Below are 12,894 nucleotides of genomic sequence, written 5' to 3' on the forward strand. Positions count from 1 at the left end.
AAAGTCAGGTCTATAATGAGTGCAACTTAAAAAAATGCAAGCGTTGATGAAGAAGAGTACACATGATGAACATATCAGAGAGCTGATGGTTGGTGCGAATCAGTATGGAATTGATGTGGAATGGGCTTCGGAGCTTCCAAACCGAAACGAAAGAAGTAGGCTTTGGCGACATGATCTCATCGATACAAGAGACACGTATTGTTTTTGATACGGTAAAGTGCGTTACATTTGTAACGAATTAAGGTGGCACCACGGGAGTACCCGTCCTTTCTATAGGATGAGTACTCCCTTTTTGTGTATAAAAAATTAAATAAATGAAATCGTTTAAGTAAGAAGAGTACGTATATTGGAGACGTTACAGAGAGCTGGGAATAGGTGGGAGCCCGGTACGGTGCCATATACGGAATGGGCTTACGAGAGGTATGCTGAACAATTATTTTCAGTAGGCAACCCGGGTTCCGCCGTTACAAGGATAAGGTATAAAATTTGTACCTGAACAAAGCGGGATGCTTTTGCATCCAACACGAGGTGGTACCGCGGTATATTTATCGTCCTCTACATATTTTCGATATGTAGGGGACTTTTTTATTTTTCAGAGTGAGGTGAAGGACATGATGACGAAAGAAGAATTTATAAAACAAAAAAGAGAGAGAAAGACATTTTTAGTAATCACTGAAGAAGAAGGAGATAGCATTACGCCAATTTCTTTATATAGACGTATGAAAGGAAAGAAGAAATTTTTATTAGAAAGTTCACAGCTTCATCAAGATAAAGGGCGTTATTCTTACTTAGGATGTAATCCTTATGGAGAAGTAAAAAGCGTTGGTACGGAAGTGGAACGAACGATTTTCGGGCAAACAGAAAAGTTACAAGGTAACGTACTACAAGTGTTAGAAGAAATAATCGCACCATCACAAGTAGACAGCCCATTTCCATTTTGCGGGGGAGCAGTTGGTTATATTGGATATGATGTCATTCGGCAGTATGAAAACATTGGAGCGGATTTACACGACCCATTAAATATTCCGGAAGTACACCTTTTACTATATCGTGAGTTTATCGTTTACGATCATTTACGCCAAAAGTTGTCGTTTGTATATGTATGCAGGGAAGATGATTCAGCAGATTATGAGGAAGTATACGAAAGGCTGCGAGTATACAAAGAGGAAGTGCTACAAGGAGAAGAAGCTGAAGTAAATGAAATACAATCCACATTATCATTCACTTCTTCTATAACGGAAAAAGAGTTTTGTGAGATGGTAGAAATGGCGAAAGAACATATAAGAGCCGGAGACATATTCCAAGTCGTACTGTCACAGCGTTTACAAAGTGAATGTATTGGTGATCCATTCGCGTTATACCGAAAACTTCGAATTGCAAATCCATCACCATATATGTTCTATATCGATTTTCAAGATTATGTTGTACTCGGTTCTTCGCCGGAAAGTTTGCTATCAGTAAGGGAGAATAAAGTGATGACGAATCCAATTGCTGGTACAAGGCCGAGGGGGAAAACGAAGAGGGCAGATGAGGAAATCGAAAAAGAACTGTTTGGCAATGAGAAAGAGCGAGCAGAGCATATGATGCTTGTAGATCTTGGGCGAAACGATATTGGTAGAGTGAGCGAAATTGGCTCGGTTACGATAGATAAATATATGAAAGTAGAAAAATACTCTCACGTTATGCACATTGTATCTGAAGTTTACGGAACATTGCGAAAACAAATGAGTGGATTTGATGCATTAGCGTATTGCCTACCAGCAGGAACAGTGTCGGGAGCTCCGAAAATTAGAGCGATGGAAATTATAAATGAGCTAGAGAATGAAAAAAGAAATGTATACGCGGGTGCAGTTGGATACGTTAGTTTTTCAGGAAATCTTGATATGGCGCTCGCTATTCGAACGATGGTCGTGAAGGATGAAAAAGCATACGTTCAGGCAGGAGCGGGAGTTGTTTATGATTCAGACCCAGTAGCTGAATATGAAGAAACGTTAAATAAAGCGAGAGCACTATTGGAGGTAATGAAATGATTGTACTAATTGATAATTATGATTCATTTACTTATAACTTGTATCAACTGTTAGGTGAATACGAAGAAGATATTGTAGTCGTAAGAAATGATGAAATAAGGATAGAACAGCTAGAAGAGATGAATCCAACAGAAATTGTGCTTTCACCAGGACCAGGAAAACCAGAGGATGCTGGTATTTGTATCGAAGTGATTCGTCATTTTTATAAGAACGTTCCCATATTAGGTATTTGCCTTGGTCATCAGGCGATTATATCAGCATTTGGAGGAGGAATTGTTCGAGCGGAGCGTATTAAACACGGGAAAACATCACGCGTGAAACATAACGGAACGTCAATTTTTTCATACGTTACACAGCCATTAACAGCGATGCGCTACCATTCCCTTGTTGCAGAGCAAACGAGCTTGCCAGAGTGTTTTGACATACTAGCGACAGCGATGGACGATGGAGAAATAATGGCAGTCCGTCACAATTATTATCCGCTCTTCGGATTACAGTTTCATCCGGAATCAATCGCGACAGAAGAAGGCGGAAAGTTAATACGTGCCTTTTTAACAGAAGTGAAGGAGGAGGAAAGAGTATGAATAACTATCTTCGTAAATTAGTGGAGGGGCAACATTTAACAGAAGAGGAAATGTATGAAGCAGGACTACTTTTACTAAGTGAAAACATATTGGAAAGTGAAATTGCAGCTTTCTTAGTCTTACTGAAAGCGAAAGGTGAAACAGCAGAAGAAATATACGGTCTCGTTCGAGCTCTTCGCGAAAAGGCATTGCCATTTTCGAACCATATACAAGGAGCGATGGACAATTGCGGAACGGGTGGTGACGGTGCCCAAACGTTTAATATTAGTACAACATCGGCATTTGTACTGGCAGGAGCTGGCGTAAAGGTTGCAAAACATGGTAATCGAGCTGTTTCTAGTAAAACAGGAAGTGCAGATTTATTAGAAGAACTCGGTGTAAATATTAGCAGTACGCCAAACGAAATTGATTATTTATTAGAGCATGTGGGCATTGCATTTTTATTTGCACCAGCGATGCATCCAGCACTAAGGCGCATTATGAAAATAAGAAAAGAGTTAAACGTGCCGACGATCTTTAATTTAATTGGTCCTTTAACAAATCCAGTGAATTTAGAAACACAATTTGTCGGTATTTATAAACGAAATATGTTATTACCAGTTGCGCAAGTATTACAAAAGTTAGGCCGGACACAAGCGCTTGTCGTAAATGGAAGTGGTTTTTTAGATGAAGCATCATTACAAGGGGAAAATCACGTAGTCCTTTTAAAAGATAATGAAATAGTAGAAATGAGTATTGATCCAGAAAAGTATGGTTTTTCAAGAGTGAAAAATGAAGAAATTAGAGGGGGGAATTCAAAAGAAAATGCAAAGATTACAGTCGGCGTATTGAGCGGAGAAAAGAGTGTTTATCGCGATACAGTTTTATTAAATGCAGGTCTAGCCCTTTTCGCCAATGGAAAAACAGAAACGATTGAGGAAGGAATTAAACTAGCGGCACATAGCATTGACTCTGGAAAAGCATTAACCAAATTAAACTTATTAATTGCAGCAAGCAACGAAAAATTAGAAAGGGTGAACTAAAGTGGGAACGATTTTAGATAAAATTGTAGAAAAGAAGAAAAAGGAAGTTGCGGAGTTATATGAAATATATACACCCGTAAAAGCAAAAAGAAAGACACATTCACTTGTAGAAGCGTTACAGCAGTTTACTGTCATTGCAGAAGTAAAGCGAGCATCACCATCAAAAGGAGATATCAATTTACACGTTGACGTACGAAAACAAGTGGGAATATACGAAGACTGCGGGGCAGGAGCAGTATCTGTTTTAACAGATGGTCAATTTTTTAAAGGATCGTTTCACGATTTACAAACAGCAAGAGAAGAAAGTAACATTCCGCTTTTATGTAAAGATTTCATAATCGATAAGATTCAAATTGATAGAGCGTATGAAGCGGGAGCAGATATTATTTTACTAATCGTAGCAGCGTTAACGAAAGAGAAGTTAAAAGAGTTGTATAGCTACGTGTTAGAAAAAGGATTAGAAGCGATTGTTGAAGTTCATGATGAACAGGAATTAGAAACTGCGATTGTATTAAATCCGCACGTTATTGGCATTAATAATCGTAATTTAAAAACGTTCGAAGTAGATTTAAGCCAAACTGAAAAGCTTGGAAAAAGATTGAATGAGGAGAAACTACTTTGGATTAGTGAAAGTGGCATTCATTCAAAAGAAGATATTATTCGTGTTAAAAGAGCTGGAGCCAAAGGTGTATTAGTTGGAGAGGCGCTTATGACATCATCTTCTATTAGTAGTTTTTTTGAAGATTGTAAGGTGAATATATGAAAGTGAAAATTTGCGGCATCACTGATGTGGAAACAGCGAAAAGTGCGTGCGAATATGGCGCAGATGCACTCGGATTTGTTTTTGCAGAAAGTAAACGGAAAATCACTCCAAAGAGAGCGAAAGAAATTATTCAGGAGCTTCCAGCCAACGTGTTAAAAATCGGTGTTTTCGTAAATGAATCAGTAGAAGTGATCCAGAAAATTGCAGATGAGTGTGGGTTAACACATGTGCAACTACATGGTTCTGAAGATAATCATCAAATTAGAAGATTGAATATTCCGTCTATAAAAGCGCTAGGAGTAACTTCAGAGGGTGATATGAAAAACGCTCAAACATATGAAACGGATTATATATTGTTTGATAGTCCGAAAGAAAAGTTTCACGGGGGAAATGGAAAGAAATTTTCATGGGAGTTACTCGCACATATGCCAAAAGAGTCGCGAGAGAAAACGATATTAGCTGGTGGATTAAATGTTCTTAATATAGAAGAAGCAATTCGAACTGCTCGGCCTTATATGGTTGATGTGAGCAGCGGAGTAGAGATAGAAGGAAAGAAAGATGTAGAGAAAATAAAACAATTTATTATAAAAGCGAAGGAGTGTTCCAAATGAACTACGCATATCCAGATGAAAAAGGACATTACGGTATATACGGAGGAAGATACGTTCCAGAAACGTTAATGCAATCTGTACTAGAACTAGAAGAAGCATATAAAGAAGCGATGCAAGATGAAGCATTTCAAAAGGAATTAAATCATTATTTAAAAACGTACGTCGGAAGAGAAACACCGCTTTATTTCGCTGAAAATATGACGAAGTATTGCGGAGGTGCAAAGATTTATTTAAAACGTGAAGATTTGAATCATACAGGAGCTCATAAAATTAACAATACAATCGGTCAGGCACTTCTTGCGGTGCGAATGGGTAAGAAAAAAGTTGTCGCTGAAACAGGAGCTGGACAACACGGAGTTGCAACAGCTACTGTATGTGCTCTTCTCGGGTTAGAATGCGTCATTTTTATGGGAGAAGAAGATGTAAGACGTCAAAAATTAAATGTGTTCCGAATGGAATTACTCGGAGCGAAAGTAGAAAGTGTAGCGGCAGGTAGCGGTACATTAAAAGATGCGGTAAACGAGGCGCTTCGTTACTGGGTTTCACATGTGAATGATACGCACTACATTATGGGATCTGTTCTTGGACCACATCCATTCCCGCAAATTGTCCGTGATTTCCAAAGTGTAATTGGGAATGAGACGAAGAAACAATATGAAGAATTAGAGGGGAAATTACCAGAAGCAGTCGTTGCTTGCATTGGTGGTGGGAGTAACGCAATGGGTATGTTTTATCCGTTCGTACATGATGAAGAAGTTGCTCTTTACGGCGTAGAAGCAGCTGGAAAAGGCGTTCATACAGAAAAGCATGCAGCAACTTTAACGAAAGGAAGCGTCGGAGTTTTACACGGATCAATGATGTATCTTCTGCAAAATGAAGAAGGGCAAATTCAAGAAGCACACTCTATTTCAGCAGGACTCGATTATCCAGGTGTTGGTCCAGAACATAGCTTGCTAAAAGATATTGGCCGCGTTTCTTATCATTCGATAACAGACGAAGAAGCGTTAGAAGCATTTCAATTATTAACGAAAAAAGAAGGCATTATCCCGGCGCTTGAAAGTTCACATGCTGTCGCATACGCATTAAAATTAGCTCCGCAAATGAAGGAAGATGAAGGACTTGTTATTTGTTTATCTGGCCGCGGCGATAAAGATGTAGAGAGTATAAAACGTTATATGGAAGAGGTGTAAAAAATGGGAGTAGAAAAAATTAAAGCAGCATTTGAAAATGGCAAGAAAGCATTTATTCCGTACGTAATGGGCGGAGATGGTGGACTTGAGAAATTAAAAGAAAGAATCTGTTTTCTAGATAAGGCTGGAGCAAGCATCGTTGAAATTGGTATTCCGTTTTCAGATCCAGTCGCAGATGGCCCAACGATTCAAAGAGCAGGAAAGCGAGCGTTAGATAGCGGTGTAACATTAAAAGGCATTTTTCAAGCTTTAGCGGAAGTAAGGAAAGAAGTACAAATGCCATTTGTTCTTATGACATATTTAAATCCGGTACTTGCATTCGGAAAAGAGCGATTCATCGAGAACTGTATGGAAGCAGGTGTAGACGGCATCATCGTCCCAGACTTACCGTATGAAGAACAAAATATTATTGCTCCGTTACTTCGAGAGGCAAACATTGCGCTCATTCCACTCGTTACCGTAACGAGCCCTATTGAAAGAATTGAAAAAATTACGAGTGAATCAGAAGGGTTCGTTTATGCTGTTACAGTAGCGGGCGTAACGGGAGTACGTCAAAACTTTAAAGAGGAGATTCATAGTTACTTAGAAAAAGTAAAATCACACGTCAACTTACCAGTAGTCGCTGGATTTGGCATTTCAACAAAAGAACATGTAGAAGAAATGGTTACAATATGCGACGGAGTTGTCGTTGGAAGTAAGATCATTGAGCTTTTAGAAAATGAAAAGCGAGAAGAAATATGTGAATTAATATATGCAACAAAACAAAAAGAAGAGGCGTAGTCTCTTCTTTTTGTTTTGCGTAATAAATGTTAAAATATACAGAAAATACATATAATTCAGAGGGTGAGAAGGCATGCTAAGATGGAAATTACTATATCTTCTTTTAACTGTACCACTATACGCTTGGCTCATTAGCATGACGAAAATAGAGTTGATGGCTCTATTTTTAGGATATGTATTCATCTTTTCAAATTTAAATCGCATTCAAGAACAGTCTATTTTAGAAATATGTCTATTTTCGATTAGTATAGAATTATTTAGTATCGTTTCGATTGTATTATTAAACGAATTATTTCTACGGATTCATTCATTTACATTAATGAAATTTTGGAATATTGCATTGCAAGCAATATGTACTTACATTGTGTTTGTTGTGTTGAAAAAAATAATCGGACAGCAGACAGTTTTTCAGGATAATAGAAAATGGGAGTGAATGAAAAGGGGCCGTTTGGCTCCTTTTTAAATCTGTTTTAAAAACAATTGAAAATTACAACATCTGTTATATAATAGTTAAAAATTGTATTTTAAACGAAATGAGATGATAACATGGCCATATTGTTGGCACTTATCCCAATTATGATGATTTTCATTTGTTTATTTTTATTTAAACAAACGTCATTAAGGTCTTCGTTAATTTCTTATGCTGTGTCTGTTGGAATCGTTTTACTCTCGCCAACGTTTCAATTAGGGATAAGTGAAACTGTACACGCAACGATTAAAGGATGGTTAATTTGTTTTATTGTCGGGTACGTTTTATTTTTCGGTATTTTTTTATTTCACCTCATGAACAAAATGGGGTACATCGATCAAGTAGCACGTTTTCTAGAAGAAGTTACTCAGGATCGCTTATTACAAATGCTGCTTATGTGTTTTGGCATTTGCCCGCTTATTGAATCAGTAAGTGGATTCGGTATCGGCTTCATGGTTGCAGCACCTATTTTTCTTTCACTAGGATATAAACCATTTCAAGCTGTACTGCTCTCATTTATCGGCTTACTAGCTAGTTCATGGGGCGCAATGGCAACTGGTACAATTATCGGTTCGCAGCTAATAAATATGCCTCTTACAACACTTGGTATAAATACAGCGCTATTAAGTATTCCGATGTTTGCTTACTTCGTTATTCTTTCTTTACATGTTGTTGGCGGCTGGCAAGCGGTTATAGAAAAGTGGAAAGAAGGAGTAGGATTCTTTCTATTATTTTCTCTCGGAATCTATCTTTCTAATGCGTACGTAAGTGTTGAACTAGCCGGGATATTAAGTTCTATCGTTACGATTACATTTGGCTTTCTTATCATTAAATTAAAAGGGAAAAGTGGGCAAAATCTTATAACAGAACATGCGGCTGCAACGGAGAGAGAAGTATCCATTATAAAAATTATTAGCCCTTATATATTTCTAACAGTTTGTATTTTACTTTCTCGCCTCGTTCCAGCATTACATGATTTGTTCAGATCATATGCGGTTCTCGATTTGAAATCATACTCTTACAAACTAGAGTTACTATATTCACCAGGATTTTGGCTCGGTATGACTTGCTTATTTACTATTATTTTCTTCCGCATCCCGTCTAATATTATTAAACAATCACTCTCGCAAACGATCAAACAATGGATTCCTTTTGCGATTACGACGACAATGTTTATCGCCATTTCAGAACTAATGGGTGCATCAGGCATGCATTCATTACTCGCAAAGACAGCTGGTGAAACATTTGGAACCTTTTTCGTTTTCGTTGCTCCGTTTATTGGCGCTATTGGTGGATTTTTAACAGGTAGTAACGCAGGATCAAATGCAATGTTTATAAAACTACAAATGCAAACCGCACAAAACGTAGCACTCCCGTGGCAATATGTCACAACACTTCAAAATACTGCATCATCAGTAGCGACAATCGCTTGTCCATCACGGATTACACTAGGTGCTTACTTATGTAATATCCCTTACCGTGAAAATGAACTGTTAAAGAAGACGACGATAATGATCTTTGGTGCGGTTTTGCTTGTAATGGTAGAAGTTATTGTTTGGTATATGTTGAGAAATTAAAAATCCTCCTAACATAGGAGGATTTTTTTTATGAGTGGATAATGATTTAAATATGAATAGCTTCTACTAAATGAATAGGAGATGAAATGTATGCCCCTAAAAAACTACGGTGTGTTAAAAGGTACAGTTATACAATCAAAGATTGGAAAAGGGAAAACACCTCATTATCAAGTTCATTTACAGGGCGAGACTGGAGTAGATTATCGTATTGCTATTAACGTAAAGTCGCAAAGTTATCCGTCAGAAGTTTTATATTTTGCGAGTAACAATATTAGGTCAGAGGCGATTCATATTTTACCGACATTACCATTTGGTTTTACGGAAGTAAAAAATAATGAACCGAAAGTAGCTTTAGATTATGTAAGAGGCAATCTATTTGACTCAAAACAAATGATTCCTTTGCCTCCCGAAAAAGCAGGAGCAGATAATGATTTAAACGAAAAAATAGAACGTTATATAAAGCGAGCGATGGAAGAAAAAGCAATTATTTACGCGTTTGGCGAAAGATGGGGACCAGAAGAAAATACACCAGATTCCTATTTTCATTTCAAACCAGGAAACGGTATACATGATATTCACATGAATCAAGGGAATGTAGAAAAATGGCAAGGTGATGATGGCATATGGCAAGATGGAGGAATACTTATTCACTTTGAAAAGGAAGAAGAATGGATTGGTATCTTTCTTGCATTCCAATCACAGTCATGGTGTACCGATGAAGAGGGGCATGCTCGTGTTCCGGTTGAGCATTGTGATTATAAGGGGAATAATTAATAAGAAGAGGGCGTTCAAAAAGAATGCCCTCTTCTTATTTTATAAAACCCAAAACTAACAAGTGTAGAAAGACAAGAGAACAGCAGTGCCACACTAGAAAATGCAATGAGATACATATTATATTTCATAACCTGTCCAATTAGCTGATTACTGTCGTACTGAAAAAGTCCGGCTATTATATTGAATAAAAATAATACGATAAACATGACGATAACTCCGTCTATTGATCCTTTAATATCTGGTTTACTTAAAGCGATATGTGTGGAAATGCAAATGGCGATAAATAAAAATAACCAAAAGGAAGGATTCAATAAATTACCGATTGTAAATAAGCTTTTCAATAATACAAACGTCGACAAGAGCATGTTTTGGATCATTTCTACATTAATAGAAGTAGAAGCGATCGTTTTTTCGAGGGTTGTATTAAATAAAAAATATGATTCTGGTACGAAATAACGCATTAAAAGGATTAATGCAGTAATACCAGAAATAATAGGCCCAATGCCGATGAAGAAATTCCCAATTCGTTGATACACACTTTTTTGATTGTATTGATGTTGTACGTAACCTAAAGCCCCTTGACTTGTATCTGTTGGGAAGAACTGAGTCGCTACAATTTTATGACGGAACAGTACGCACATAATGGCATGTCCAAGTTCGTGAATAGGAACACCAACCCACGCAGTCAAAAGAAATCCCTTTCTCCCAAAGGCTCTCGACCAATACATTCGTGTGAGAGATTCTAAATAACCTAATAAAAATCCAATTACAATGATAACGCCAATTAAGGAAAATAATTGGATTATGCTTGTAAGGAGTATTTGAAAAATTGAGTTTACCAATTCCATTATCTTTCATCCAATCTGTTAAAAATGTTATTTGTTCTGTTTCATAATAGCATTATTTTTCAAGATTGCTAGCACATATATTTTCTTTCGGAAGAAGGATTTCATAATCTTTTTCTTGTAGTCATGTTTTATGTACAAAGTCATATATTGAATTTGTAACACCCTATAAGGTATATGCTTAAGGAGGGATTAGAGAATGAAATGTCCGTCATGTCATACAGAACATGCAGTAGAGGCAAAGTTTTGCGGGAATTGTGGACATTCGTTAACGGAAGAAGTAGTGGCAAGTAGTGGCAAAGAAGAAGGGCAGGAACAAGCGCGCGTGGCACAAGAAAAGGAAACGCGTCCAAATGAAACGGTAGAACAAGCGAAGCGGTTTGCGAGCGGCTATTTTCAATTTTTTAAACGTGCATTACAAGCACCGACAGCGATTATGAAAAGCGGCACTATTGAAGTACGAAATGGAATTGTAAGTCTTGTTCTTATTTGTTTTTTAGGAGCATGTATTTTTTATAGAATGATGAGTGCAGCATCAGCAGTTACGAGAACATTTGCACCAGATATATCTACTCCCACGTTTTTTGGAGAATCTATAACGGTCTTTTTCTTTTTATTAATTTTAACTTTATTTGTCGGATTTATTATTTTTGTAAGTGGTAAGATGATGAAATCATCTTTTTCGTTTCTTGAAGTATTTGGTATATGGGGAACGATAGCGACGCCGGCTATTGTCATACTAGTTCTTTCTTTTCTTTTTAGTTTTTTATTAATCTTTTTCTTACCGATATTATTATCGGTAGTTGCAACTTATATAGGGATTAGTATAACTGTAGCCGTATTAAAACTAGACAATGGCGGATTAGATCTCGTTTACACACTTATTATTGCAAATGTTTTAATTGGAATTGCAACGTTCATTGTACTTTGGTCTTACATTAGCACGATAATTCAAGCCTTAACACAGGGAATAACTGGCTTCTAATGAAAAGGTGGTTGACTGAATGAATGTATGTACAAAGTGCGGAGTTCAGTTTGAAGATGGTGTACAATTTTGTCAAAACTGCGGGATGAAGAGGGGAAGTCCTGCAGTAAAGAAGAACATGAGCGGTGGTACAAAAGTTGGCATTACACTGTTAGCACTATTTGTTATAGCGATTATTGGATTGTATTTGTACGGATCATCGTATTATACGCAGGTGGCACAAGTAGACCGGATGATTACGATTTTACAAGAGCGGGACGGAGAGAAATTAGCTGAGATCGTTACGGCAGATGATCCATCGGTTATGATAACGAGAGAGAGTTTAACGCCTCTATTTTCATATATAAAAGAAAATCCATCTTACGTAAATGAATTAAAAGGATATTTGAGACAAGGTGAAAAACAACGGGACGGAATAGAAAGGGCTGATTTTTCATTAACGAAAGACGGAAAGTATTTCTTTATATTTGATCGGTATAAATTGAAAGCGAAGACGTACTATACAACTTTGCTTACAAATGAAAAAGGCGTATCGTTAAAAATGAACGGAAAAGAAATTGATAAGACAGATGACAAAAAGTTTGAGAAGCAATATGGGCCATTTCTTCCGGGAAATCAAGTGTTTCAATCAGAATATAAAAATGACTATGTAAAACTATCACGTGAGGAAAAGGTTGTACTTATGAAACAAAGCCCAAATAACGTAACGATAGATTTAACGTTGCAAGGTCAATATATTACAGTTCAAACGAACGCGCCTGGTGCAACATTGTACGTAAATCAAAAACCAGTTACAGCGCTCGCAGGAGAAGAAATTACATGGGGGCCTGTAGCGACTGATGGAAGTGCGACGATTTATTTAGAACGAAATGGAGAAAGCGGACGGGAAACGACAAGAGTAGAGACGGTAACGGCACTTTCGTCTTATAATCTTCCATTCCAAACGAAAAGTACAGAAAAAACAGTTGTTTATAATGTTACTCCAACGCCCGCGACTGGGTATGTATATAATGGTTTCATCTTTCCTGATAGTGATATTCGAAAATTAACGAGTACGGATTTAACATATTTATCGAAAGAACAGTTGAAAATTGCTAGAAATGAAATATATGCAAGGCATGGACATATTTTTCAAACGAAAGATATGCAAGCGTATTTTGCAAAACAGTCTTGGTATAGAGAAAATCCCTATTTTACAGGAAAGTTAACAGATATCGAAACTTATAATATTGAATTAATTAAATCAAGAGAATAGAGCGCGGGA

13 protein-coding genes and 2 other annotated features are annotated in these 12,894 nt (G+C 37.1%); of the genes, 12 read left to right on the forward strand and 1 reads right to left on the reverse strand.

The window, feature by feature from the left end; all coding sequences use genetic code 11:
• Positions 1 to 34 precede the first annotated feature (34 nt).
• Positions 35 to 272 (forward strand) — a binding site (T-box leader).
• Positions 273 to 314: 42 nt separating this feature from the next.
• Positions 315 to 559 (forward strand) — a binding site (T-box leader).
• 52 nt (positions 560 to 611) lie between these two features.
• The 10 genes from trpE to MR170_RS13425 all read left to right on the forward strand — a co-directional run bounded on the left by trpE (position 612) and on the right by MR170_RS13425 (position 9,800).
• Positions 612 to 2,030 (forward strand): anthranilate synthase component I, encoded by a 1,419-nt coding sequence (gene trpE, locus MR170_RS13380; protein WP_242308420.1) that lies wholly within the window; start codon positions 612 to 614, stop codon positions 2,028 to 2,030.
• On the forward strand, positions 2,027 to 2,614 hold the full coding sequence (locus tag MR170_RS13385; protein WP_242308421.1) for an aminodeoxychorismate/anthranilate synthase component II: 588 nt from the start codon (positions 2,027 to 2,029) through the stop codon (positions 2,612 to 2,614). The genes trpE and MR170_RS13385 overlap by 4 nt, the downstream gene beginning before the upstream one ends.
• A complete protein-coding gene (gene trpD, locus MR170_RS13390; protein ID WP_242308422.1) occupies positions 2,611 to 3,636 on the forward strand; it encodes an anthranilate phosphoribosyltransferase in 1,026 nt (341 codons plus the stop codon). Before MR170_RS13385 ends, trpD begins: the two co-directional genes overlap by 4 nt.
• 1 nt (position 3,637) lies before the next feature.
• A complete protein-coding gene (gene trpC / locus MR170_RS13395; RefSeq protein ID WP_242308423.1) occupies positions 3,638 to 4,399 on the forward strand; it encodes an indole-3-glycerol phosphate synthase TrpC in 762 nt (253 codons plus the stop codon).
• Positions 4,396 to 5,010 carry a phosphoribosylanthranilate isomerase gene (locus MR170_RS13400; RefSeq protein ID WP_242308424.1) on the forward strand — a complete coding sequence of 205 codons (615 nt, stop codon included), beginning with the start codon at positions 4,396 to 4,398 and terminating at the stop codon, positions 5,008 to 5,010. The genes trpC and MR170_RS13400 overlap by 4 nt, the downstream gene beginning before the upstream one ends.
• Complete coding sequence (trpB, locus tag MR170_RS13405; RefSeq protein ID WP_242308426.1) at positions 5,007 to 6,200, forward strand: tryptophan synthase subunit beta; 1,194 nt, start codon at positions 5,007 to 5,009, stop codon at positions 6,198 to 6,200. The genes MR170_RS13400 and trpB overlap by 4 nt, the downstream gene beginning before the upstream one ends.
• 3 nt (positions 6,201 to 6,203) lie before the next feature.
• Positions 6,204 to 6,980, forward strand: a complete 777-nt coding sequence (trpA, locus tag MR170_RS13410; protein ID WP_242308428.1) for a tryptophan synthase subunit alpha — start codon at positions 6,204 to 6,206, stop codon at positions 6,978 to 6,980.
• 73 nt (positions 6,981 to 7,053) lie between these two features.
• Entirely contained in the window at positions 7,054 to 7,413 is a 360-nt protein-coding gene (locus MR170_RS13415; RefSeq protein WP_242308429.1) for a DUF4029 domain-containing protein, read from the forward strand.
• 113 nt (positions 7,414 to 7,526) lie between these two features.
• Entirely contained in the window at positions 7,527 to 9,026 is a 1,500-nt protein-coding gene (locus MR170_RS13420; protein WP_242308431.1) for an L-lactate permease, read from the forward strand.
• Between the two features lie 90 nt (positions 9,027 to 9,116).
• Entirely contained in the window at positions 9,117 to 9,800 is a 684-nt protein-coding gene (locus MR170_RS13425; RefSeq protein WP_001128611.1) for a DUF2278 family protein, read from the forward strand.
• Positions 9,801 to 9,814: 14 nt separating this feature from the next.
• Here the strand turns inward: MR170_RS13425 and MR170_RS13430 are convergent, their stop codons facing one another.
• The gene (locus MR170_RS13430) at positions 9,815 to 10,648 is read right to left on the reverse strand and encodes a hypothetical protein (RefSeq protein ID WP_242308433.1); all 834 of its coding nucleotides are present in this window, start codon (positions 10,646 to 10,648) and stop codon (positions 9,815 to 9,817) included.
• A gap of 196 nt (positions 10,649 to 10,844) precedes the next feature.
• On the opposite strand from MR170_RS13430, the gene MR170_RS13435 reads away from it, so the two are divergent.
• Both MR170_RS13435 and MR170_RS13440 read left to right on the forward strand, forming a co-directional pair.
• Positions 10,845 to 11,630 carry a zinc-ribbon domain-containing protein gene (locus tag MR170_RS13435; RefSeq protein ID WP_050842898.1) on the forward strand — a complete coding sequence of 262 codons (786 nt, stop codon included), beginning with the start codon at positions 10,845 to 10,847 and terminating at the stop codon, positions 11,628 to 11,630.
• A 19-nt stretch (positions 11,631 to 11,649) separates the two neighbouring features.
• Positions 11,650 to 12,885 (forward strand): TcaA 3rd/4th domain-containing protein, encoded by a 1,236-nt coding sequence (locus tag MR170_RS13440; protein ID WP_242308435.1) that lies wholly within the window; start codon positions 11,650 to 11,652, stop codon positions 12,883 to 12,885.
• Positions 12,886 to 12,894: the final 9 nt, after the last annotated feature.

It is taken from the genome of Bacillus cereus group sp. BfR-BA-01524 (genome assembly GCF_022662595.1).
Lineage (GTDB): Bacteria > Bacillota > Bacilli > Bacillales > Bacillaceae_G > Bacillus_A > Bacillus_A thuringiensis_S.